The organism is Streptomyces sp. F001 (assembly GCF_004187715.1).
GTDB classification, from domain to species: domain Bacteria; phylum Actinomycetota; class Actinomycetes; order Streptomycetales; family Streptomycetaceae; genus Streptomyces; species Streptomyces flavusporus.
Window position 1 is genome coordinate 465,848 of sequence record NZ_QZWF01000004.1, and the last position, 22,741, is coordinate 488,588.

The 22,741-nt window shown below is 72.7% G+C and carries 23 protein-coding genes and 1 pseudogene; 11 read left to right on the forward strand and 13 right to left on the reverse strand.

Going from position 1 to position 22,741, the window contains the following annotated elements; translation table 11 throughout:
• Positions 1 to 116 precede the first annotated feature (116 nt).
• The 7 genes from StrepF001_RS19365 to StrepF001_RS19395 all read right to left on the reverse strand — a co-directional run bounded on the left by StrepF001_RS19365 (position 117) and on the right by StrepF001_RS19395 (position 6,889).
• Positions 117 to 296 carry a hypothetical protein gene (locus StrepF001_RS19365; RefSeq protein ID WP_129799484.1) on the reverse strand — a complete coding sequence of 60 codons (180 nt, stop codon included), beginning with the start codon at positions 294 to 296 and terminating at the stop codon, positions 117 to 119.
• Positions 297 to 299: 3 nt separating this feature from the next.
• Positions 300 to 1,229 (reverse strand): hypothetical protein, encoded by a 930-nt coding sequence (locus tag StrepF001_RS19370; RefSeq protein ID WP_206306892.1) that lies wholly within the window; start codon positions 1,227 to 1,229, stop codon positions 300 to 302.
• Positions 1,230 to 1,419: 190 nt separating this feature from the next.
• Entirely contained in the window at positions 1,420 to 2,217 is a 798-nt protein-coding gene (locus tag StrepF001_RS19375; protein ID WP_129799485.1) for a type III pantothenate kinase, read from the reverse strand.
• 16 nt (positions 2,218 to 2,233) lie between these two features.
• Positions 2,234 to 3,214, reverse strand: a complete 981-nt coding sequence (nadC, locus tag StrepF001_RS19380) for a carboxylating nicotinate-nucleotide diphosphorylase (protein WP_129799486.1) — start codon at positions 3,212 to 3,214, stop codon at positions 2,234 to 2,236.
• A 5-nt stretch (positions 3,215 to 3,219) separates the two neighbouring features.
• Positions 3,220 to 4,950: an L-aspartate oxidase gene (locus StrepF001_RS19385; RefSeq protein WP_129799487.1), complete on the reverse strand. Its 1,731-nt coding sequence runs from the start codon at positions 4,948 to 4,950 to the stop codon at positions 3,220 to 3,222.
• Positions 4,947 to 5,960 carry a pantoate--beta-alanine ligase gene (gene panC / locus StrepF001_RS19390; RefSeq protein ID WP_129799488.1) on the reverse strand — a complete coding sequence of 338 codons (1,014 nt, stop codon included), beginning with the start codon at positions 5,958 to 5,960 and terminating at the stop codon, positions 4,947 to 4,949. The genes StrepF001_RS19385 and panC overlap by 4 nt, the downstream gene beginning before the upstream one ends.
• Entirely contained in the window at positions 5,957 to 6,889 is a 933-nt protein-coding gene (locus tag StrepF001_RS19395) for a DUF2520 domain-containing protein (protein ID WP_129799489.1), read from the reverse strand. Before StrepF001_RS19395 ends, panC begins: the two co-directional genes overlap by 4 nt.
• A 195-nt stretch (positions 6,890 to 7,084) precedes the next feature.
• Here StrepF001_RS19395 and StrepF001_RS19400 point away from each other — a divergent pair, with 195 nt between their 5' ends.
• A complete protein-coding gene (locus StrepF001_RS19400; protein ID WP_129799490.1) occupies positions 7,085 to 8,275 on the forward strand; it encodes a beta-eliminating lyase-related protein in 1,191 nt (396 codons plus the stop codon).
• Here StrepF001_RS19400 and StrepF001_RS19405 read toward each other — a convergent pair.
• Positions 8,265 to 8,480 carry a hypothetical protein gene (locus tag StrepF001_RS19405; protein WP_129799491.1) on the reverse strand — a complete coding sequence of 72 codons (216 nt, stop codon included), beginning with the start codon at positions 8,478 to 8,480 and terminating at the stop codon, positions 8,265 to 8,267. The two genes, StrepF001_RS19400 and StrepF001_RS19405, sit on opposite strands and share 11 nt — an antisense overlap.
• A 159-nt stretch (positions 8,481 to 8,639) precedes the next feature.
• Here StrepF001_RS19405 and StrepF001_RS19410 point away from each other — a divergent pair, with 159 nt between their 5' ends.
• On the forward strand, positions 8,640 to 9,746 hold the full coding sequence (locus StrepF001_RS19410; protein ID WP_129799492.1) for a DUF5937 family protein: 1,107 nt from the start codon (positions 8,640 to 8,642) through the stop codon (positions 9,744 to 9,746).
• A gap of 3 nt (positions 9,747 to 9,749) precedes the next feature.
• On the opposite strand, the gene StrepF001_RS19415 is transcribed toward StrepF001_RS19410, so the two are convergent.
• From StrepF001_RS19415 to StrepF001_RS19425, 3 genes are all read right to left on the reverse strand, one after another.
• Positions 9,750 to 10,382: an AAA family ATPase gene (locus StrepF001_RS19415; protein ID WP_129799493.1), complete on the reverse strand. Its 633-nt coding sequence runs from the start codon at positions 10,380 to 10,382 to the stop codon at positions 9,750 to 9,752.
• Between the two features lie 31 nt (positions 10,383 to 10,413).
• A complete protein-coding gene (locus StrepF001_RS19420; protein ID WP_129799494.1) occupies positions 10,414 to 11,085 on the reverse strand; it encodes a response regulator transcription factor in 672 nt (223 codons plus the stop codon).
• Positions 11,086 to 11,163: 78 nt separating this feature from the next.
• The gene (locus StrepF001_RS19425; RefSeq protein WP_129799495.1) at positions 11,164 to 12,366 is read right to left on the reverse strand and encodes a sensor histidine kinase; all 1,203 of its coding nucleotides are present in this window, start codon (positions 12,364 to 12,366) and stop codon (positions 11,164 to 11,166) included.
• Positions 12,367 to 12,484: 118 nt separating this feature from the next.
• Between StrepF001_RS19425 and StrepF001_RS19430 the strand changes: the two genes are divergently transcribed.
• Positions 12,485 to 13,477 carry an SAM-dependent methyltransferase gene (locus tag StrepF001_RS19430; protein WP_129799496.1) on the forward strand — a complete coding sequence of 331 codons (993 nt, stop codon included), beginning with the start codon at positions 12,485 to 12,487 and terminating at the stop codon, positions 13,475 to 13,477.
• A 12-nt stretch (positions 13,478 to 13,489) separates the two neighbouring features.
• Here the strand turns inward: StrepF001_RS19430 and StrepF001_RS19435 are convergent, their stop codons facing one another.
• Positions 13,490 to 14,641, reverse strand: a complete 1,152-nt coding sequence (locus tag StrepF001_RS19435; protein ID WP_129799497.1) for an NADH-quinone oxidoreductase subunit D — start codon at positions 14,639 to 14,641, stop codon at positions 13,490 to 13,492.
• Positions 14,642 to 14,672: 31 nt separating this feature from the next.
• Between StrepF001_RS19435 and StrepF001_RS19440 the strand changes: the two genes are divergently transcribed.
• Both StrepF001_RS19440 and StrepF001_RS19445 read left to right on the forward strand, forming a co-directional pair.
• Positions 14,673 to 15,176, forward strand: coding sequence for a PH domain-containing protein (locus StrepF001_RS19440; protein WP_129799498.1), 504 nt, complete (start codon positions 14,673 to 14,675; stop codon positions 15,174 to 15,176).
• On the forward strand, positions 15,173 to 16,507 hold the full coding sequence (locus StrepF001_RS19445) for a PH domain-containing protein (protein ID WP_129799499.1): 1,335 nt from the start codon (positions 15,173 to 15,175) through the stop codon (positions 16,505 to 16,507). The genes StrepF001_RS19440 and StrepF001_RS19445 overlap by 4 nt, the downstream gene beginning before the upstream one ends.
• A 69-nt stretch (positions 16,508 to 16,576) precedes the next feature.
• On the opposite strand, the gene StrepF001_RS19450 is transcribed toward StrepF001_RS19445, so the two are convergent.
• Positions 16,577 to 17,833 carry a hypothetical protein gene (locus tag StrepF001_RS19450; protein WP_129799500.1) on the reverse strand — a complete coding sequence of 419 codons (1,257 nt, stop codon included), beginning with the start codon at positions 17,831 to 17,833 and terminating at the stop codon, positions 16,577 to 16,579.
• A gap of 277 nt (positions 17,834 to 18,110) precedes the next feature.
• On the opposite strand from StrepF001_RS19450, the pseudogene StrepF001_RS19455 reads away from it, so the two are divergent.
• From StrepF001_RS19455 to StrepF001_RS19480, 6 genes and pseudogenes are all read left to right on the forward strand, one after another.
• Positions 18,111 to 19,274, forward strand: a pseudogene (locus StrepF001_RS19455) (phosphatidylglycerol lysyltransferase domain-containing protein); the annotation flags it as partial.
• Between the two features lie 230 nt (positions 19,275 to 19,504).
• Positions 19,505 to 20,365 (forward strand): dihydropteroate synthase, encoded by an 861-nt coding sequence (gene folP / locus StrepF001_RS19460; protein ID WP_129799501.1) that lies wholly within the window; start codon positions 19,505 to 19,507, stop codon positions 20,363 to 20,365.
• Positions 20,362 to 20,865, forward strand: coding sequence for a nuclear transport factor 2 family protein (locus tag StrepF001_RS19465; RefSeq protein ID WP_129799502.1), 504 nt, complete (start codon positions 20,362 to 20,364; stop codon positions 20,863 to 20,865). The genes folP and StrepF001_RS19465 overlap by 4 nt, the downstream gene beginning before the upstream one ends.
• A gap of 258 nt (positions 20,866 to 21,123) precedes the next feature.
• Complete coding sequence (gene folB, locus StrepF001_RS19470; protein WP_129799503.1) at positions 21,124 to 21,483, forward strand: dihydroneopterin aldolase; 360 nt, start codon at positions 21,124 to 21,126, stop codon at positions 21,481 to 21,483.
• Positions 21,480 to 22,091, forward strand: a complete 612-nt coding sequence (gene folK, locus StrepF001_RS19475; protein ID WP_129799504.1) for a 2-amino-4-hydroxy-6-hydroxymethyldihydropteridine diphosphokinase — start codon at positions 21,480 to 21,482, stop codon at positions 22,089 to 22,091. The genes folB and folK overlap by 4 nt, the downstream gene beginning before the upstream one ends.
• Positions 22,092 to 22,186: 95 nt before the next feature.
• Positions 22,187 to 22,675 (forward strand): DUF3180 domain-containing protein, encoded by a 489-nt coding sequence (locus tag StrepF001_RS19480; protein WP_129799505.1) that lies wholly within the window; start codon positions 22,187 to 22,189, stop codon positions 22,673 to 22,675.
• Positions 22,676 to 22,741: the final 66 nt, after the last annotated feature.

Genomic DNA, 22,741 nt, shown 5'->3' on the forward strand with positions numbered 1-22,741 from the left:
GCGCACCGAACCGGCACGTTCAGTTACTTTTCTCCGCAAACCAGAAAAAATTGGGCGGACTTGTGCGGGGTGGTCGGCGCGTGGGTGGCCGGGTGGCCGGGTCGTCGTGCGGCAGCTCAGGCGTCGCTGCGCGTGGAGGACTGACGGGCACCCTCCGCACGCGCGATGGCTGCATCGACGACCGCGTCCTCCTTGGCCTTGTTGGTGCCGCCCTGGGTCTTCACGATCACCCTGATCACACCGATGAAGAACACGGCCATGACGAACGGGGGCAGGAGCGCGGAGACGTAGTCCATGGCTCAAGGGTAGACGCGGGGGCGGGGTGGCTGGGCGGGGGCCGGTGGGTGGGCGTGTGGGGCGCGGCGTGGGGGCGGCGACAGGGGTGGCGGGCGGGCGTGGGGGGCTGGCGGGTCTGGCGGGGGCGCGGCAGGAGCGGGGCGGCGTGGGGTGCGGCGGGGCGGCGTGGGTGCGGCGGGTGCGGGGTGCGCAGCGGGGCGGGCGCGGCGGGCGGAGCTTGGACTGGGGCGGTCAGCCGGCGGCGAGCTGGTGCGGGGGTTCGTGGGGGGCTGGGGTGGCTTGCGGCGGGGGAAGACCTCGCCCGGGGTGGGGACGGGGCGGCGGACGGTTGGGGGGTGGCGGGCCTCGGCGTCGGCCGGGGCGGGCTTTTCCGGGGGTTCTTCTCGGGCTTCTCGCCGGGCTTCGCTGCGGGGTCCTCGTCCGCGCCCGAGAGGCCGCCTGACAGGCCGCCGGGGAGGGCCAGGAGGCGTGTGGCGGGGGGTGGGGGCCATCGGGGCACGGGCGGCTGCCGGTTCTGCCGTGGCGGGGGCGCTGTGGGCGAGGCGGGCGCACACGTCCTGTTCGGCGAGCCTCTGGCAGCGGTCCAGCAGGACGGCGGCCGTGGGGGTGCCGCGTAGCGCGCGGAGCGCGGCGAGGTCGTCGGGGTGGGGGCGGTATCCGGCGCGGAGGGCCTCCTCCAGGAGCGTGACGTAACCGGCCGCGGCGCCGGGCAGGGCGGCACGGTAGCGGGCCAGGTCGGCCACGAGGAAGGCTCGCAGGCGGGCGACCTCACGCACCGCCTCGTCGAGCGACTCGGCGAGGTGAAGGCAGTCCTGGACGTCCTCGGCCGAGGCCTGGCCGGGGTGGAGGGCGAGGGCGAGAGCGCGGCGGAGCACACGCAGCTCCTCCACACCGAACGCCATGCCGCCGCGGGATCCGTAAGGCGTGGGCATGGACCGACGGTACGCGCTAATCGGACAAACCAGTCGAAAGGGGTGGAATGGCGCGCGGGTGTGCCACCCGGGTGGGGGCGCGCCGACTCCCGTCAGTCCGCGGGTGGTCGTGCGCCTGGGCGGCACGGGTGGGCGCGGGCGGCGACCCGGCAGCGCCGGGCTGCGCGCTCCCCGCCCAGCGCAACGCCGCTCACATGCGGGACACGTTCCGCTCGTACACCAACCGCAGCCCGATCAACGTCAGCCACGGCTCGTGTTCGTCGACGACCGAGGATTCGCCCAGGACCATCGGCGCCAGCCCACCCGTCGCGATCACCGTCACGTCGTCGGGGTCGTCCGCGAGCTCGCGCACCATGCGGTTCACCACGCCGTCGACCTGGCCGGCGAAGCCGTAGACGATGCCCGCCTGCATGGCCTCGACCGTGTTCTTGCCGATCACGCTGCGCGGCCGGGCGACCTCGATCTTGCGGAGCTGTGCGCCCTTGACGCCGAGTGCCTCGACGGAGATCTCGATGCCGGGGGCGATGACACCGCCGACGTACTCCCCGCGCGCGCTGACCGCGTCGAACGTCGTCGCCGTACCGAAGTCGACGACGACGGCCGGGCCTCCGTAGAGCTCTACCGCGGCGACGGCGTTGATGATGCGGTCGGCGCCCACCTCCTTGGGGTTGTCCGTGAGGATCGGCACTCCCGTCTTCACGCCGGGTTCGACCAGCACCGCGGGTACGTCGCCGTAGTAGCGGCGGGTCACCTCGCGCAGCTCGTGCAGGACGGACGGGACCGTCGCGCAGATCGCGATGCCGTCGATGCCGTCGCCCAGTTCGTCCCCGAGGAGGGGGTGCATGCCCATCAGGCCCTGGAGCAGGACCGCCAGCTCGTCGGCCGTGCGGCGCGCGTCCGTGGAGATGCGCCAGTGTTCGACGATGTCGTCCCCGTCGAACAGGCCCAGGACCGTGTGCGTGTTGCCTACGTCGATCGTCAGCAGCATGGCCGGTTCCCGCTCCCTACTCCGCCGCTCGCAGATCCAGGCCGATGTCCAGGATCGGGGAGGAGTGCGTCAGGGCTCCTACGGCCAGGTAGTCGACGCCGGTGTCGGCGTACGCCCTGGCGTTGTCCAGGGTCAGCCGGCCGGATGCCTCGAGGGCCGCGCGGCCGTGTACGAGGGCCACCGCCTCCTCGCACTCGCCCGGGGTGAAGTTGTCCAGCAGGATCAGGTCGGCGCCCGCGTCGACCACCTCGCGCAGCTGGTGCAGGGTGTCGACCTCGACCTCGATCGGTACGTCCGGGAAGGCCTCCCGTACGGCCTTGAAGGCCGCTGCCACGCCGCCCGCGGCGACCACGTGGTTGTCCTTGACCAGGGCCGCGTCCGAGAGCGACATGCGGTGGTTCATGCCGCCGCCGCAGCGGACCGCGAATTTCTCGAGTGAGCGCAGACCGGGGGTCGTCTTGCGGGTGTCCCGGACCTTCGCCTTGGTGCCCTCCAGAACGTCCGCCCACGCGCGCGTGGCCGTCGCGATGCCCGAGAGGCGGCACAGGAGGTTGAGCGCGCTGCGTTCGGCGGTGAGCAGGTCGCGGGTGCGGGTGGTGATCGAGAGGAGCTTCTGGCCCTCCGCCACGCGGTCGCCGTCCTCGACGTGGCGTTCGACCTCGAACTCGTCCTCGCAGACGATCGACATGACCGCCTCGGCGACCCGCAGGCCCGCCACCACGCCCGCCTCACGCGCGACGAAGTCGGCGGTGGCCACCGCGTCCTCGGGGATCGTCGCGACCGTCGTCACGTCGACGCCGCCCGCGAGGTCCTCCTGGATGGCGACGTTGGCGATGTCCTCGACCTCCACGGGGTCGAGTCCGGCGTCGGCCAGGAGCTGGGCGAGTGCCGGGTCCAGGCCGCACTCCAGGTATGCCGCGTCGTCGGTGTCCGCGCCGCAGGCACAGCCGTCGCCGCAGCCGTCGGACGGGGCGAGGGGAAGGTCGGGGGTGCTCACTGCTGTCACTGCTCCTGGGGACGGTGCGCCGGGTGGTGCGGCCGGGTCGGGGGGAAGTCTGCGGTATCGGTGGTGTGTACGGCGAGCGTGCGGTCCGGATTCAGCCGTACGACGATGTGGCGGCGCCATGCCGTGTCGTCGCGCTCGGCGTGGTCCTCACGCCAGTGGCAGCCGCGGGTCTCCTCGCGCAGCCGGGCGGCGGCGACCAGGACGCGGGCCACACACAGGAGGTTGGTGGACTCCCACGTGTCGACGCCGGGCTCGGCCGTCTTGCCGTTCTCCTCGAGGGCGTCGCGTGCCTCGGCGTGCAGGTGCTGGAGCTGTTCGGCGGCCTTGGTGAGGGAGTCGGCGGAGCGCAGGACGCCCGCGCCCTCGGTCATGATCCGCTGGATCGTGAAGCGGTCCTCGGGCGCGAGCAGGGGGTGGGCCGGCTGCTCCGGCTGCGGAACAGGGGCGGGCACGCGCGCGTGGAGGCCGTTGTGCCGGTGGGTCACCGCGATGTCGTGGGCTATGCGCTCGGCATAGACCAGGCCTTCGAGGAGGCTGTTCGAGGCGAGGCGGTTCGCGCCGTGCACACCTGTGCAGGCGACCTCGCCGCACGCGTACAGGCCCGGCACGGTCGTACGGCCGTGGGAGTCGGTGCGTACGCCCCCGGAGGCGTAGTGGGCGGCCGGGGCGATCGGGATCGGCTCGTGGACCGGGTCGATGCCGTGGGCGCGGCAGGCGGCGAGGATCGTGGGGAAGCGGTGCTCCCACATGTCGGCGCCGAAGTGCCGGGCGTCGAGGAACATGTGCTCGGCGTCCTGCTCCTGCATGCGGCGCATGATGGCCTTGGCGACGATGTCCCGGGGGGCCAGTTCCGCGAGTTCGTGCCGGCCGGCCATGAAGCGCACGCCGTCGGCGTCCACCAGGTGGGCGCCCTCGCCCCGTACCGCCTCGGAGACCAGCGGCTGCTGGCCCTCGGCGTCCGGGCCCAGGAACAGCACGGTGGGATGGAACTGGACGAACTCGAGGTCGGAGACCTCCGCGCCCGCGCGCAGCGCCAGGGCCACGCCGTCGCCCGTGGAGACCGAGGGGTTGGTGGTCGCCGAGAAGACCTGGCCCATGCCGCCGGTCGCGAGGATCACCGCGGGGGCATGCACCGCGCCCACGCCGTCGTGCTGGCCCTCACCCATGACATGCAGGGTGACGCCGGCCGTGCGGCCGTCGGCGTCCGTGAGGAGGTCGAGAACCAGGGCGTTCTCGATCGTGCGCAGGCCACGCGCGCGTACCGCCTCGACGAGGGCACGGGAGATCTCCGCGCCGGTCGCGTCGCCGCCGGCGTGTGCGATGCGGCGCCGGTGGTGGCCGCCCTCGCGCGTGAGCTCCAGCTCGCCCTCGGTGGACTCGTCGAAGTGCGCGCCGGTCTCGATGAGGCGCCGTACGGCGTCGGGGCCCTCGGTGACGAGGATCCGAACCGCCTCCACGTCGCACAGCCCCGCGCCCGCCACCAGGGTGTCGTCCAGGTGCTGCTCGGGGCTGTCGCCCTCGCCGAGGGCCGCGGCGATGCCGCCCTGGGCCCAGCGGGTGGAGCCGTCGTCGAGGCGGGCCTTGGTGACGACGACCGTCGTCATGCCGGCGGCCTGGCAGCGCAGGGCGGCGGTGAGGCCGGCGACGCCGGAGCCGACGACCACGACGTCCGCGGAGATGGACCAGCCCGGGGCGGGGGCGTGCAGTCGTATGCCTGTGCTGGTCACGAGGCGGCTCCGAAGGTGAGGGGGATGTTGTCGATCAGCCGGGTCCTGCCGACCTTGGCGGCCACCGCGAGAACGGCCTCGCCGGTGAAGTCGTCCCCGATCTCGGTGAAGTCGGACGGGTCGACCAGGGCCAGGTAGTCCAGGACGAGCGGCGGGTCGAAGCGGACGGCCTCGTCGAGGGCCAGGCGGGCCGCGGCGCGCACGGCGGACGGGCCGCCGGGGGCCGCCTTGGCGACAGCGTGCGCGTCGGCCGCCGCACGCGACTCGCCTATGGCGCTGAGGGCCTCCGCACGCGCGCGCGTGGAGGGCACTTCCCGCGCCCTCGCGCGCAGCGCCTCCTGCGCCGCGTGCCGGTCCCGGCCCGCGAACAGGGCGCGGGACAGCGCGAGCGCCGTGCGCCGCTCCTGGGGCGAGAGGTAGCGGTTGCGGCTGGACAGGGCCAGGCCGTCGTCCTCCCGCACGGTCGGTACGCCGACGATCTCGACACCGAAGTTCAGGTCCCGCACCATGCGGCGGATCAGGGCGAGCTGCTGGGCGTCCTTCTGCCCGAAGAAGGCGACGTCGGGGCGGGTGAGGTGGAGCAGTTTGGCAACGACGGTGAGCATGCCGTCGAAGTGGCCGGGCCGGGAGGCACCCTCCAGGCGCTCCCCCATGGGACCCGCGCTGATCCGGACCTGCGGCTCGCCGCCGGGGTACACCTCTTCGACGGCGGGGGCGAACACGACGTCCGCGCCCGCCTGCTCGGCGACCTTGAGGTCGGCCTCCAGGGTGCGCGGATAGCGGTCGAGGTCCTCGCCCTTGCCGAACTGCAGGGGGTTGACGAAAACGGTGACGACGACGAAGCCGTCCCGCCCGACGTGCTCGCGTGCCGTACGGACGAGGGTGGCGTGTCCGTCGTGCAGGGCACCCATCGTCATCACCACGCCCGTGCGGCCGGGCACGGCGAAGTGTTCCCGGACGTACGTCAGGTCGTCCACGGTGGGGACGAGCTCGAAGCTCCGGCGGCTCATCGGTCTCCCCCGTTCTCGGGCAGGTTCGTGTCCGCGGCGAGTACCCCGAGCAGGTCCTCGGCGAGTTCCGGCTTCAGCAGCCCGTGGGCGAGCGCCCGGTCGGCGGTCGCGCGCGCCATCGCCAGATAGCCGGCGACGGCCTGCGGGGCGTGCCGGCGCAGCTGCGTGACGTGCGCCGCGACCGTGCCGGCGTCCCCGCGCGCGACGGGGCCGGTCAGGGCGGCGTCGCCGGAGCGCAGCGCGTTGTCGAGGGCGGCGCCGAGCAGCGGGCCGAGCATCCGGTCGGGGGCGTCGACGCCGGCCGTGCGCAGCAGCTCCATGGACTGGGCGACCAGCGTCACCAGGTGGTTGGCGCCCAGCGCGAGCGCCGCGTGGTACAGCGGCCGGTTCTCCTCGGCGATCCACTCGGGCTCGCCGCCCATCTCGATGACGAGCGCCTCGGCCGCGAGCCGCAGCTCGTCGGGGGCGGTGACGCCGAAGGAGCACCCGGCGAGGCGCTGGACGTCCACCGGGGTCCCCGTGAACGTCATCGCGGGGTGCAGGGCCAGCGGCAGCGCTCCGGCCCGCAGGGCGGGCTCCAGGACGTTCGCGCCGTACCGCCCGGAGGTGTGCACGAGCAGCTGTCCCGGCCGTACGGCGCCGGTGGTGGCGAGGCCCTCCACGAGGCCGGGCAGGGCGTCGTCCGGGACGGTCAGCAGCACCAGCTCGGCGCGCTGGAGCACCTCGGCAGGCGCGACGACGGGCACGTCGGGCAGCAGCAGCGCGGCCCGCCTCCTGGAGGCGTCGGAGACCCCGGAGACGGCCACCGGGCGGTGCCCGGCGAGCTGGAGTGACGCAGCGAGCGCGGGGCCTACGCGACCGGCGCCGACGACACCGACGGTGAGCCGCGCGGGGCGGTCCTTGGGGTCTGGCTGTTGGCTTGTACTCACGCGAGGGCGGCCTTCCCGTTCCAGTCCGCTCGGGGTACCGGACGATTTCTCGTCATGTTAACGCGATTGGTTCCGGGGGCGTTCGGCTGTCCACAGGCTGTGGGCCGCGGCTCGGTGCGGCCGAGTCCGGCATCGGTGCGGCGGGCTCCAAAAAGCGGGTGCCCGGGCGAATCGCCGCGCGGCATGATCCGTGGCATGACGGATACGGCGGAGCAGGGCGCACAGGAACCGGTGTCGGTCGAGGAACAGCGCAAGCGACGCTACGAGCGGCGCAAAGTCGCGTACCGGGGCGCGCAGCGCGTCCTCGCGCGCACCAGCGTGCTCGGCACGCTCCGGGAGCGTCTGGCCCTCCTGGAGAGAGCCGAGGACCTGTACGACCTCGACGAGACCGTGGACATGTACGGCAACGGCATCGTGGAAGCCCTCGAGGGGAAAGTCGCCGGACTGCTCGGCACGGAGGGGGCCGCGTTCTTCCCGACGGGCACGATGGCCCAGCAGGTGGCCCTGCGCTGCTGGGCCGGCCGCACCGGCAACCCGAGCGTCGCCCTGCACCCGCTCGCCCACCCCGAAGTGCATGAGCGCCATGCGTTGACGCAGGTCAGCGGCCTGCGCCCGGTCCGCCTGAGCAGTGCGCCCCGGCTGCCCACCGCGGCCGAGATCCGCGACCTCGACGAGCCCTTCGGGACACTGATGCTGGAACTCCCGCTCCGGGACGCCGGTTTCGTGCTGCCCTCCTGGGAGGAGCTCACCGAGCTGGTGGAGGCCGCGCGCGAGCGCGATGCGGTGGTGCACTTCGACGGCGCGCGCCTGTGGGAGACGACCGTCCACTTCGGCCGCTCGCTGGAGGAGATCGCGGCCCTGGCGGACAGCGTGTACGTGTCGTTCTACAAGTCACTCGACGGCTTCGGCGGCGCCGCCCTCGCCGGTCCCGCGTCCCTGGTGGAGGAGGCGAAGGCCTGGCGGCACCGGTACGGCGGGCAGGTTTTCCAGCAGTTCCCGACCGTGCTGTCGGCGCTCGCCGGGCTGGAGCGTGAGCTGCCCCGGCTGCCCGACTACGTGCGGCACGCGCGCGTGGTGGCCGCCGCGCTGCGCGAGGGCTTCGCGGCGGCCGGGGTGCCCTGGGTACGCGTCCACCCCGAGGAGCCGCACACCAACGAGTTCCAGGTCTGGCTCCCGTACGACGTCGATGTCGTCGCCGAGGCCGCGGTCCGGCACGCCGAGGAGACGAAGACCCTGCTCTTCGCGCGCCCCTGGGACGCCCCGGGGCCGGGCCTCGCCGTCACGGAGATCGAGGTCCGGGCCGCGGGCCTGGAGTGGACGGCGGGCGATGTGGAAGCGGCGGTCGCGGAGTTCGTCTCCCGGCTGCCGCAGGAGGTCAGCTCGTAGCCCGTCGGCGCAGATGGAGCCACCGGCCCAGCGCCTGCCGTAGCCGTCCGTGGGCCGGACGCTCGGCGATCACCGCGCGGAACTGCCGGCGGTCGCGCCACTCCCGCACGACCTGCCAGTCGTGGACGCCGGGCGCGGGCGGGCCTGACCGGCCGAGCTGCTGGGCGCGGTAGGTGTCGAGGAGGTACTGCTGCGTGATGCTCATGGCGGTTCGCCTTCTCGGGACGAGGAGAAACAGTGGATCGGGCTCCGCGGCTGCCCCGGTTGTCCCAGGCTGCGCCGCCCGCTCCGCCGGTGTCGCGCCGATTGACGGCCGCCGTCAATCGAGGGCTGCGTTGTCAGTGGCGGCGTGCACCATGGCGACATGAGCGTGAGCATCGACATCGCGGGGCTGCGGCCGGAGAGGGTCGCCGTGGTGCCCTCGCCCCTCGCCGAGCTCGGTTCGGCGCTGCACGCGCTGTCCGAGCCGGGGCACCATCCCGGCCTGCAGGGCTGGGTGACCGGCGTGACCGCCCGGCTCGACTCGCATCTGGCCGACCGGATGTGCGAGGCCGACTTCCTGTGGCGGACGACGTTCTCGGACCTGTTCCTGCCCTTCGCCGGTGTCCCGGGCGGGAGCACACTCCCGGGCGCCACGCTCGCCGAGGACTTGGACCTGCTGGACAAGCTGACGGACGAGCAGTTCGTGGACGCGGCCCTGGAGTTCACCTGCGCCCTCCCGGCCACCACGCCGGTGTCCGACGTACTGGCCGACTCGGAGCTGCGCCGACGCGCTCTTGAGCTGGCCGCCGCGCGCGGGCCGCAGCAGTTGCGGTTCAGCCAGCGGCTGCTCGAGGATCCGCCGCGCATCCGGGCCTGGCTGCGGCAGTTCCTGGAGGACTGCGACGAGATGTTCTTCGCGGACGCCTGGCCCCGCCTGCGTCACCAGCTCGCGGCGGACGCCCGCCACAAGACCGACCTTCTGCGGCACAAGGGCCTGACCGAGGCACTGACCGCGGTGTCCCCGGCGGTGGGCGTCGACGAGGCCGCCGGAAGAATCACCATCGACAAGCTGCGCCACGGCCACACCGTCATCAGGGACAGGAGCCTGCTGCTCGTGCCGACGAGCCTGGGCTGGCCGCATCTGCAGGTGCTGCACCGGCACGGCTGGCAGCCGGTACTGCACTATCCGGTCGGCTCCCCCGGGCTCACCGTGCCGCCTTCGGTCGACCAGCTGACCATGCGGATGACCGCCCTGTCCCACCCGGTGCGGATGCAGCTCTGCCGCAACCTCGCCCGCAGCACGTACACCACGAGCGAACTCGTACAGATCCACGGCATGACCGCGCCCGAGATATCCCGGCACCTGGGCGTCCTCAAGAAGGCGGGCCTGATCACCACTCGCCGCCGCGGTCGGTACGTCCTGCACCAGCTGGACGTCACCGCGGTGGCGCGGCTCGGCAGCGACTTCCTCGAAGCGCTCCTGAGGTGACCGTCAGTCGAACCGGATGTGCCTGATCCCGACCCGCGCCTGCCTCAGCCGCGTCCGCAGCGCGCCCTCGTTGTTGGGCCTGAGGGCCAGCCCGGCCAGCACGGCGATCCGGTCCGCCGTCTTCGGCACGGTCGAGTGGTCCGTCCACAGGTGCTCGGCGAACTCCGGCTCGCACAGCCGCTCCAGACAGTGGTCGAGCTGCTGCACGGCCCAGCTCTCCCTGCGCAGGCCGGCGTCCTTTCCGGCGACGAACCGGAGGAGGTGTCCGAGACCGCGCTCACGCAGCCGTTCCAGGACGGTCTCGCGTTCGGCGAGGAGCGTGAAGTGCCGTACGTCATGGCCCAGTTCGCGGAGCCGCCCGACGGTCTCCTGGAAGCAGCCGGAGTCGGTGACCGTCATCGGCGCGATCACCACGCCGTCGTGTTCGGTGAGGGCGAGGTCGAGGACCTCGACGACGCCCTGCCGCCAGGACGCCAGGTCCTGGAAGTTTCCGCGCAGTGCGGGCGGCAGCATGCGGCGCAGGCCGAAGCCGGGGTGCTCGGGGTCGCAGATGACGCTGCCGGGCAGACGGCGCTGTATCTCGTGTGCGGTCTGTGTCTTGCCGCCCCCGAAGGGGCCGTTGATCCACAGGAGCATGCGCAGACCCTACCGACGGCCGCGGCTCCGGTCAGCCGTGTCCGCCGGCCCGTACGAGCCCCGTCTCGTACGCGAGGACCACCACCTGCACCCGGTCCCGCAGCCCGAGCTTGGTCAGGATGCGGCCCACATGTGTCTTGACCGTCGCCTCCGACAGCACCAGCCGGCCGGCGATCTCCCCGTTGGACAGCCCCTGGGCGACCAGCACCATGACCTCGCGCTCACGCTCGGTGAGCCGCTCCAGCTCCTTGTGCCGGGGCTCCTTGCCGGTGCTGGGCAGCATCGGCGCGAACCGGTCGAGCAGCCGCCGGGTCGTCGACGGGGCCACGACGGCGTCGCCGCTGTGCACGGAGCGGATCGCGGCGAGGAGTTCGCCGGGCGGCACGTCCTTGAGCATGAACCCGGAAGCGCCCGCCTTCAGCGCGGAGAAGGCGTACTCGTCGAGGTCGAAGGTGGTCAGGATCAGCACCTTCGGCGGGTCGGTGTCCGAGCAGATGCGCCGGGTGGCCTCCACACCGTCGAGCTTCGGCATGCGTACGTCCATGAGCACCACGTCGACCTCGGTCGAGCGCAGCACCTGCAGGGCCTCGACACCGTCGCCCGCCTCCGCCACGACCTCCATGTCCGGCTGTGCGGCGAGCACCATCCGGAACCCGGTGCGCAGCAGCACCTGGTCGTCGACGAGCATCACGCGGATCGTCATCGGGGCCTCTTCCATGTCCGTTCAGAAGGTCGTTGCAGAGGGTTGTTACAGGTGTCAACAGGGGGCGTGCGTCGGCGGTCAATGCGCTGGTTTGAGCGGCAGCAGAGCACTGATGCGGAATCCTCCACCGGGGCGCGGCCCCGCGTCCAGGGTGCCGCCCACCATGCCGACCCGCTCGCGCATGCCGATCAGGCCATGGCCCCGGCCGTCGGCGCCGCCCTCCTCGTACAGCTCGTGCGGGGCGCCCTTGCCGTCGTCCTCGACGAGCAGTCCGAGGCCGTCGTCGAAGTAGACCAGCCGCACGCTCGCGCCCGCGTTCGGCCCGCCGTGCTTGCGGGTGTTGGTGAGCGCCTCCTGCACGATGCGGTACGCGGTGAGCTCGACGCCACTGGGCAGCGGGCGCGGAGTGCCCTCGATCCTGAAGTCGACCGGCAGGCCCGCGCCGCGGCACTGCTCGACCAGGTCCTCGATCTGCTCGACGTCGGGCTGCGGGACGTACTCGCCGCTCTCCTGGTGCTCACCGGTACGCAGCACGCCGAGCAGGCGGCGCATCTCGGCGAGGGCCTGGCGGCCGGTGGAGGAGATGGTCTCCAGGGCCTTCTTCGCCTGGTCCGGCGCGGCGTCGAGGACGTAGGCGGCGCCGTCGGCCTGCACCACCATCACCGACACGTTGTGCGCGACGACGTCGTGCAGTTCGCGCGCGATACGGGCGCGTTCCGCGGCGACCGCGACCTTGGACTGCGCCTCGCGCTCCTTCTCGAGGCGGGCGGCGCGCTCCTCCAGCTGCGCGAAGTAGGCGCGGCGGGTGCGGATGGAGTCGCCGAGCACCCAGGCGAGGGCGAAGGGCACCGTCTGGAAGACCGCGACCGCGATGTTCCCCGCGACGCTCGACTCGTACTCCGGCCAGCGGATCTGCGCCAGCGGCGCCGCGCACAGCCCGCCGGCCAGCGCGAACCGGGAGGCCCAGCGGGCCCCGACCGCGGCGACGGTGTACACGATCAGCAGCAGGGCGAAGTCGGCGGCCGTGGTCGCCACGTCCAGCACCAGCTGCGCCACGCCCACCACGGCCGCCAGCACCAGCATCTTCTCCGGCATGCGGCGGCGCAGCGCGACCACCAGGCACAGCAGCAGCGTGACCGGGACGACGAGCCACGGCAGGTCGGTCCCCGTGTTCTCCTGCTGGACCGTACCCCCCACCACCGAGATCCCGAACAGAACGAGGGCCCAGAAGCCGTCGACCCATGTCGGGTGCCTGCGGAGGAAGTCGTAGAGGCGCTGCACGTAACCCAGAGTAGGGAAGCATGATGCGGGCGGGAGTCAACCGGAGGGCCGATCCGCACCGGATACGTGTACTCCGCAAGGTGGAGGCCCCCTTCCCCTCCGGCCCTAGCCTGGCGATGTGACCAAGGAAACGGCGGACGGCCGGTGGCGAGGGTGGCGGGCGGCTGCGGAGGCGGCGCTGTACGGTCCGGGCGGCTTCTACCGCAGGCCCGAGGGGCCCGCCGGGCACTTCCGTACGTCCGTGCACGCGTCGCCGCTGTTCGCCGAGGCCGTGGCGGGGCTGCTGTGCCGGGTCGACGAGGCGCTGGGCCGTCCGTCCGGTCTCGACTTCGTCGACATGGCCGCCGGGCGGGGTGAGCTGGTCTCCGGCGTGCTCACCGCGCTGCCCGCCGATGTGGCCGCCCGCACGCGCGCGTACGCCGTCGAGATCGCCGGCCGCCCGGCAGGGCTCGATCAGCGCATCGAGTGGCTGGCCGAGCCCCCGAAGAGCGTGACCGGCCTGCTGTTCGCCAACGAGTGGCTGGACAACGTGCCCGTGGAGGTCGCCGAGGTGGACTCCGCGGGCGTACCGAGGCTGGTGCTCGTACGGGAGGACGGGACCGAGCGGCTCGGGGAGCCGGTGTCCGGTGCGCAGGCCGAGTGGCTCGCCCGGTGGTGGCCACTGCCCGCCGAGGAGGGGCTGCGGGCCGAGATCGGTCTGCCCAGGGACACGGCGTGGGCGTCGGTGGTCTCCCGCGTCGAGCGCGGGCTCGCCGTCGCCGTCGACTACGCGCACACGGCCGGCGCACGGCCGCTCTTCGGGACGCTCACCGGTTTCCGCGAGGGGCGCGAGACGGCGCCTGTGCCGGACGGGTCGTGCGACATCACCGCACACGTCGCGCTGGACGCGTGCACGCTCCCCGATGGGCGCGTGCTGGCACAGCGTGATGCGTTGCGCACCCTGGGCATCGCAGGCGCACGCCCCCCGCTCGCGCTCGCCACCACCAACCCCTCGGCATACGTGCGCGCCCTCGCGGGCGCCGGGGAGGCCGCCGAGCTCACCGCAGCGGGTGGACTGGGCGACTTCGGGTGGCTGGTGCAGCGGGTTGGAATTCCGGACGTACTCGCCTGAGGCCCGTACCGGCTACTTGTCGATGTCCCCCACCACGAAGAACATCGACCCCAGAATCGCCACCATGTCCGCCACCAGCGTGCCCGGCAGCAGCACGGTGAGCGCCTGGATGTTGTTGTACGAGGCCGAGCGCAGCTTGAGCCGGTACGGCGTCTTGTCGCCCTTGCTCACGAGGTAGTAGCCGTTGATGCCGAGGGGGTTCTCGGTCCAGGCGTACGTGTGCCCCTCGGGTGCCTTCAGGACCTTGGGGAGCCGCTGGTTGATCGGCCCCGGCGCCAGCTGAGCGATCCGGTCGAGGCAGGCGTCGGCGAGGTCGAGGGCGTTGTGGGTCTGCTCCAGGAGGCACTCGAAGCGGGCGAGGCAGTCGCCCTCCTGCCGGGTGACCACCTTGAGGGTGTCCTGCAGCTCCCCGTAGGCGAGATACGGCTCGTCGCGGCGCAGGTCGAAGTCGACGCCCGACGCGCGCGCGATCGGCCCGCTGACCCCATAGGCGTGCACGGCCTCCGGCGCGAGCGTGCCCACGCCCCGCGTGCGCCCCCGGAAGATCTCGTTGCCGAGGACCAGGTCGTCGAACCGGTCCATGCGGGAGCGCACACCGGCGACCGCGGCACGCGCGCGTGCGGTCCAGCCGGCCGGCAGGTCCTCCTTGAGGCCGCCGACACGGTTGAACATGTAGTGCATCCGCCCGCCGGAGACCTCCTCCATGACGTTCTGCAGGACCTCGCGCTCCCGGAACGCGTAGAAGACCGGCGTGATGCCGCCGAGCTCCAGCGGGTACGAGCCGAGGAACATCAGATGGTTCAGCACCCGGTTCAGCTCCGCGAGCAGGGTGCGCGTCCACACGGCGCGCTCGGGGACCTCCATGCCGAGCATGCGCTCCACACCGAGGACCACACCCAGCTCGTTGGAGAAGGCCGACAGCCAGTCGTGGCGGTTGGCGAGCATGATGATCTGGCGGTAGTCGCGCGCCTCGAAGAGCTTCTCCGCGCCACGGTGCATGTAGCCGATCACCGGCTCCGCGCGCGTGATGCGCTCGCCGTCCAGGAGGAGCCGCAGCCGCAGCACGCCGTGCGTGGACGGGTGCTGGGGGCCGATGTTCAGCACCATGTCGGCGCTCTCCGCGGCGCCGCCGATTCCGACCATGGTCTCCGTCGTAGGAGTCATGGACCCAGTCTCTCCTACGTACGCTGGCCGTATGGAGACGGGGAGCCCAGCGGGCGGCACGACAGCGGAGGCGGAGCCGGTGTGGACCGGGCTGCCGCCCCGCCTGCTACGGATGCGACGGATGCTGCTGATCGTGTGGCTGGGACTGCTCGCCCTCGCCGCCGGGCTGCTGCCGGGCCTGCTGGCCGGTCCCGCCTGGGCCGCGTTCGCACTGCTGCCGCTGGCGCTGATGGCGTGGGGCTGGGACCTCGCCGGCCGCAACTGGCGCTCCTGGCGGTACGCCGAGCGCGCCGACGACCTGCTGATCAGCCGGGGCGTGCTGTGGCACACGGTGACCGTCGTGCCGTACGGGCGCATGCAACTGGTCGAGGTCACGTCCGGGCCCGTCGAGCGGCACTTCGGGCTGGCCAGCGTGCAGCTGCACACGGCGGCCGCCGCGACGGACGCGACCATCCCGGGCCTGGACCCGGCCGAGGCGGAGCGGCTGCGGGACCGGCTGACCGAGCTCGGCGAGGCCAGATCGGCGGGGCTGTGACGACTCCGGACACCGACGGCGACGTACGCCGCGACAAGGCCGTGACCGAGCGGCGGCTGCACCCCGTCACGCCGCTGCGGCGGGCGTGGGCGCCGGTCGCCGTGCTCCTCGGGTGGGCCCTGCACGACCCGGACGGCACACAGCGCCAGTTGGCGCGGCTGACCACGACGACGCTGCTGATCGCCCTCGCCGTGCTCATACCGGCCGCCGCGCTGTACGGCTTCCTCACCTGGTGGTTCACGCACTTCGCGGTGACGGAGAGCGAACTGCGCATCCGTACAGGCTTGTTGTTCCGGCGCACCGCGCACATCCGCCTGGAACGGATCCAGGCCGTCGACGTCACCCGGCCGCTCCTCGCGCGCGTGGCGGGTGTCGCGAAACTCAAACTCGACGTCATAGGGACCGACAAGAAGGACGAACTCGCCTTCCTCGGCGAAGGAGAGGCCCGCGCGCTGCGGGCCGAACTGCTCGCGCGCGCGGCCGGTTTCGCGCCCGAGACCGCGCACGAGGTCGGCGAGGCGCCGGCCCGGCAGCTGCTGAACGTGCCCCCGGGTGTCCTCGCCGTCTCCCTGGTGCTGACCGGGGCGACCTGGGGCACCCTGATCGCCGCGCTCGTCGTGCCGTCCGTCCTGTGGTTCTTCACCCACAACCTGTGGACGGTGCTCGCGACCGCGCTGCCGCTGATCGGTGCGGCGGGCGCGAGCAGCGTGGGCCGCTTCGTCACCGAGTACGACTGGACGGTGGCCGAGTCCCCGGACGGGCTGCGGATCGACCGCGGCCTCCTCGACCGCGCCCATGAGACGGTGCCGCCGGGGCGGGTGCAGACCGTGCGGATCGTGGAGCCGCTGCTGTGGCGGAGGCGCAGTTGGGTACGGGTGGAGCTGGACGTGGCCGGCTCGTCGAACTCCGTACTGCTGCCGGTCGCCCCGCGCGAGGTGGCCGAGTCGGTCATCGCGCGCGTACTGCCCGGGGTGACGGTTCCGCCCGTGTCGTCGCTGTCGCGGCCGCCGCGGCGCGCCGGGCGGTGCGTGCCGCTGTGGTGGCGGGGCTACGGCTTCACCGTCACCGAGGCGGTGTTCGCGGCCCGGCACGGACTCCTGCGGCGCAGCCTGGCGCTCGTACCGCACGCGAAGGTCCAGAGCGTACGGCTCGCTCAAGGGCCCTGGATGCGGCTGTGGCGCGTTGCGGACGTGCATGTGGACACCGGAGCCAACAAGACCGTCACGGCGCGGCTGCGGGACGCTGGGGAAGCCGCGGAGCTGCTGCGGGCACAGGCGGAGCGGTCACGGACGGGGCGCAAGGGGGCACGGCCGGACCGGTGGATGGCGTGAAGAACGCCGTGCCCGGCTTGGCGGCGCCGGGCACGGCGTTCAGGCAACTCCCTGCTCGGGGCGGCTGTTTCAGGAGACGGCGCTGCGCAGTCCGCGCAGTCCCTGCATGTCGATCTGCTCGGTCTCGTCGTGCGCCGTCAGGTCGATCACCTGGCCGATGCCGCGCGACTCCTCGCCGGCCGGCTTGAACTCGGCCTCGGCCTCCGCCTTGTGCAGGTCGAGCGCCTCCTGGCCGACCACATCGGCGAGGTCCTCGTTCTGCACGGCCTCCAGCGCCGCGGACGTGTTCGCCTTTGTACCGAAGAAGTCGAACCCGCCCTCGGCCGTCGGACGGCGCACCGGAACGGAGGCCGGTACGACGGCCACCGCGGTCGGCACGGTGAAGTGACCGGAGGGCTGCTGCACGGGCGCGGCGGGCCTGGCCGTGGCCGGGACGGACTCCGCGGGGGCCGCGGCAGCGTTGTCATCGGAGGGGGCCGTGTCGGCCGTGGTGGTGGCGGCCGCGCGCTCGTGCCCGTCGGCCGCCTCGGACTTCCCCCGCGCCTCGTCCTCCTGCGCGGCCTCCGCACCGGTGACCCGCTCGGCGTCGGCGGCCGGTTCCTTGGGGGACGCCTCCTGGTCGGCGTGCTCCTTGGCAGACGCCTCCGTGTCGGCGTCGAACCGGACCAGCGCCGCCCGCGCCCGCAGGAACAGCCGGGAGCCCTCCGGGGAGAACAGTCCGGAAGCCGCCGCCTTCTGTTCCACGGTCTCGTCGGTGGCGTCGGTATCAGTGGCCTCGTCGGTATCAGTGACCTCGTCGGGGTCGGCCGGGGCTGCCACGGCCTCGGTCTCCTCCGTCGTCGGTGCGGGCGGCAGCGCACGCGCGGGAGTCGCGGCCTCTATCTCCAGCAGGCGGCGGCCTTCCAGGGCGCTGGCACGCTCGGTCTCCGCGGTGGCGTACCGGCGCAGCAGTGCCGCGTGCTCGTTGCGCAGGCCCGCCAGTTCGGCGCGCTTCGCCCGCAGTCGCTGCTCGAGTTTGACGCGCAGTTCCCGCGACTCCTCCAGGTCGGTCTCCAGTTCGGCGACGCGCTCCTCGTGCCGCCACTCATCGCTCGCACGCGCGCGCGTGAGGTCGGCGACCTGCTTGCCCGCCTGCGTGTCCCAGCGGCGCAGAACGACGGCACCGGCGACAGCCGTCACCGCGGCGGCCGCCGCCAGCCCACGGAGCACCGTCGGCTCCGTGAACACCCAGGGGCCGAGGGCGCAGACGAGGGAGACGCCTGCGATCGCCGACGGAGGCAGCAGCCTGTGCAAGGGCGGTGAATGGCGATGACGTCCACGTGGCATGGCCAGAAACTTACCGCGCGTAGGCGAATCATGGTGGCCCGGGCGGTAAAAACACAGCCACTCCGATGCATTCACAGCACATGGGCCGTCGGGCCTGCGGGAGTTCACCCGGATCCCCTTCTCCGGACTGTGAAAGGGCTTCGGCGAACGGGAGTGAACCTGACCCCGGATCCCACCGTCCTAGAGGGCGCAATGTCGCCGGATGCCCGAATCGGCACCGGTTTCACGGTCTCTCGCAGAACAACGAGCAGACCTACGACCAGAACTACGGGATGCGATGCCTGTCAAGGAAGAAGGGGCAAGGGTGCGGCGGCGGCTGTTCCGGGTTCTGCGCCCGGAGGCCGTTCCCGTCCTCGTCGCCAGGGCGTGTGCCCTTGTGGGCCTCCTGGACATCGCCGCGAGCGTCTTTCCGCGCTTCCGGCACAGCCGTGTGCACGCCCTCGCCGAGGTGCTGCCCGGCGCTCTCGGCCCGTTCGCGGCGGCGCTCTCGCTCAGCACGGGCGTGCTGTTGCTGCTGCTCGCCCACAGTCTGGGGCGGGGCAAACGCCGGGCGTGGCGCGCGGCCGTCGCGCTGCTGCCGGCCGGGGCGGTCGCGCAGTTCACGTACCGGCCCTCCGTTGTCGGCGTGGTCGTCTCCCTCGCGCTGCTCGCGCCGCTGCTGCGCCACCGCGAGCAGTTCACGGCCCTGCCCGACCCGCGCAGCCGGTGGCGGGCCCTCGCCAACTTCGTGCTCATGGGCGCCGGTTCACTCGCCCTCGGGCTGGTCGTCGTCAGCGCACATTCCCGCACGATGATCGGCGACCCGTCCCTGGCGGACCGCATCACCCATGTCCTGTACGGCCTGTTCGGCTTCGAGGGCCCGGTCCGGTACCAGGGCGACACGTCCTGGACCGTCGCCGTCTGTCTCGGAGCGCTCGGCCTGCTCACCGCCGTCACCACGGTCTGTCTCGCCCTGCGCCCCGAACACCCGGCACACCCGGCCGCCCGGCTCACACAGGACGACGAGGCCCGGCTGCGCACCCTGCTGGACCGGCACGGCGGCCGCGACTCCCCCGGCCGCTTCGCGCTGCGCCGGGGCGAGTCCGTCGTCTTCTCGCCCAGCGGCAAGGCGGCGGTGACCTACCGCGTGGTGTCCGGGGTGATGCTCGCCGGCGGTGACCCCATCGGCGACGTCGAGGCCTGGCCGGGCGCCATCGAACGCTTCATGGACGAGGCCCGGGCACACTCCTGGACCCCTGCCGTCACGGGCTGCTCCGAGACCGGCCGCGAGGTGTGGACCCGCGAGACCGGCCTGGACGCCCTCGAGCCGGGCGACGAGGCGGTGGTGGACGGCGCGGATTTCTCCCTCGCCGGCCGCGCGATGCGAAGCGTGCGCCGGCCGGCCAGGCGCATCGAGCGTGCCGGTTACGCAACCCGGGTCCGACGCGTCCATGACCTCGGCGACCTCGGCGAGGTCGAGGGATACCTGCCGCGCATCCGCCTCGCCACCCCGCGCCCCTGCGCGTACGCCGTCACGGAGCGGGGCATGCGCGCGGCCTGACCGGACAGGCCCGAGCGGAGGCCCCACCCCTCCAGCACCCGGAGCTTCCGCTCGGGCCGCACGACGCCGGGACCGCCGGGCCGCACACCCATGTGGAGAGGCCCCGCCCACCGGGGGCCTACGCTGAACGTATGAGCAAGCAGAGCGGACGCGGGCGTATCGCGGGCCTTCCGGAATGGGACCGCTGTGCGGTCATGGGAGTCGTGAACGTGACCCCCGATTCCTTCTCCGACGGCGGCCGCTGGTTCGACACCACCGCGGCCGTGAAGCACGGCCTCGACCTCGTCACCGAGGGCGCCGACCTGGTGGACGTCGGCGGCGAGTCCACCCGCCCCGGCGCCACCCGCGTCGACGAGGCCGAAGAACTGCGGCGGGTCATCCCCGTCGTCCGCGGCCTGGCTTCCGAAGGTGTCGTCGTCTCCGTCGACACCATGCGCGCCTCCGTCGCCGAACAGGCCCTCGCCGCCGGCGCCGCCCTCGTCAACGACGTCAGCGGCGGCCTCGCCGACCCCGCGATGATCCGTGTCGTCGCGGAGACCGGCGCCCCCTTCGTCGTCATGCACTGGCGCGGCTTCCTGGAGGGCGGCAACGTCAAGGGCGTGTACGACGACGTCGTCACCGAAGTCGTCGACGAGCTGCACGCGCGCGTGGAGGCCGTCCTGGAGGGCGGTGTCGCACCCGACCGCATTGTCGTCGACCCCGGCCTCGGCTTCTCCAAGGAGGCCGAGCACGACCTCACTCTGCTCGCCCATCTGGACCGCCTGCGCACCCTCGGCCACCCGCTGCTGGTCGCCGCCTCCCGCAAGCGGTTTCTCGGCCGTGTCCTCGCCGGTCCCGAGGGCGCCCCGCCGCCGGCCCGGGAGCGCGATGCCGCAACGGCCGCTGTCTCCGCGCTGGCGGCGCGCGCCGGCGCCTGGGCGGTGCGGGTGCACGAGGTACGGGCAACGGCCGACGCGGTACGGGTCGCGCGCGCCGTGGAAGGAGCCCGGTGAGCGCCCCCCACACCGACGTCGAACAGGTCGAACTCGCCAACACGGCCTTCTACGAGGCACTGGAGCGGGGCGACTTCGAAGAGGTGTCGTCGCTCTGGCTCACCCCGTCCGACCTGGGCGTGGACGAGACCTACCACGACCCCGCGGACACCGGCGTGGTCTCCTGCGTGCACCCCGGCTGGCCCGTACTCACCGGCCGCGGCGAAGTCCTCAGGTCGTATGCGCTGATCATGGCGAACACCGACTACATCCAGTTCTTCCTCACCGACGTCCACGTCTCCGTCACCGGCGACACCGCCCTGGTCACCTGCACCGAGAACATCCTCAGCGGCGGCCCCGCCCCCGAGGACGGCGACGGACCCGGCCCGCTCGTCGGCCAGCTGGTGGTCGCGACGAACGTGTTCCGCCGCACACCCGCCGGCTGGAAGCTCTGGTCACACCACGCCTCCCCCGTTCTGGCCGAAACCGACGAGGCCGAGGACGACGACACACCCGCCTGAGTGGGTAGGCGCCCTCCAAGGGCCCGAAGGGACCAAGGAGTGGTTGGAATCACCTACTCCGGGGTATGCGCGGCTACCACCCCATGAGCCGCCGGGTTCCCCAGGGAAAACACTCGATGAAACCTCCAGGCCCCGACCCGGGCCCACGCCCCCGTGGCCCGGAGCTGTCAGTGCCCGCAGGTAGATTCGGTTCAGGCCGGGGTGCCGCCCGCACCCGGTACGAACCGGCCGCAACCGACGATTGCAGGAGTGATTCGCGTGGATCGTGTCGCGCTGCGCGGCCTGAAGGCCCGCGGGCACCACGGTGTGTTCCCCAAGGAGCGCGAGGAGGGCCAGACCTTCCTCGTGGACCTCGTCCTGGGCCTGGACACCCGGTCGGCCGCCGCCGACGACGACCTGGCGAAGACCGTGCATTACGGCATCGTGGCGGAGGAGGTCGTGGCCGTCGTCGAGGGCGAGCCCGTGAACCTCATCGAGACGCTCGCCGAGCGCATCGCCCAGACCTGTCTGAAGCACGAAGGGGTCAAGGAGGTCGAGGTCTGCGTCCACAAGCCGGACGCGCCGATCACCGTCCCCTTCGACGACGTGACCGTCACCATCACCCGGAGCCGAGTATGACTGCCTCGTTCACCGAGGGTCACAGCGACCCGACCGTACAGCCGGTACCCGCCTCCGTCGTCGAGAAGGTGGACGCCGCCGACACGACCCTGCACAACCCCAAATGGGCCGTGCTCTCCATCGGATCCAACCTCGGCAACCGCCTGGAGACCCTCCAGGGCGCCATCGACGCCCTCGAGGACACGCCGGGCGTGCGCGTCAAGGCGGTCTCCCCCGTCTACGAGACCGAGCCGTGGGGCGTCGAGCCCGGCAGCCAGCCCTCGTACTTCAACGCGGTCGTGGTCCTGAAGACCACCCTTCCCCCGTCCTCCCTCCTGGAGCGGGCGCACGCGGTCGAGGAGGCCTTCCACCGGGTCCGGGACGAGCACTGGGGCCCGCGCACCCTCGACGTCGACATCGTCTCGTACGCGGAGATCGTCTCCGACGACCCGCACCTCACCCTCCCCCACCCGCGCGCCCACGAACGCGCCTTCGTCCTCGCCCCCTGGCACGACCTCGACCCCGATGCCCAGCTCCCCGGCCGCGGCGCCGTCGCCGACCTCCTCGGCACGGTCACCCGCGAGGGCGTGGCACCCCGTGCGGACCTGGAACTCCGGCTGCCCGAGTAGTCGTTAAGGTCAAGACGACCACGTCGCGACGACACAGGGACGACCTGACCGGCCGGGTCACCACAGACCACGGCCCGGGGAGCTGAAGGGACACCGTGAGAGAGCTGCGCATCAGGGTGCTGATCGGCGTGTTCGTCGTCGCGGGGGTGCTGTCCTGGGCGGGCGCCCGCCTGTGGAACTCGATCGGGACGCTCCCCAGCGTCCCTCTTGCCGCCCCCGTCGTCCTGGCGGTGATCGCGGCGATCCTGCTCGCCACGGCGCTCTCACTGCGCGCCCGCCTGAAGGCCCAGCGCGAACGCCGCCCCGGCGCCAAGGGCGTCGACCCCCTGATGGCGGCCCGCGCAGTCGTCTTCGGCCAGGCCAGCGCCCTGGTCGCCGCCCTCGTCGCCGGGATGTACGGCGGCACGGGTGCCTTCCTGCTGGAGTCCCTCGACATTCCCGCCCGCCGCGACCAGGCCTTCTACGCCGGCTTCTCGGTGCTGGCCGGCATCGGCGTCATAGCGGCCGCCATCTTCCTGGAGCGCGTCTGCAAGCTCCCGGAGGACGACGACCACGACAACACGGGAGCGGCGCCGGCGGCCTGAGCGCTCCGCTGGAAGCGCGGTGCTGAAGCTGCGGGCCGGTGGGGGCCTGGTCACGTCCACGGCGGA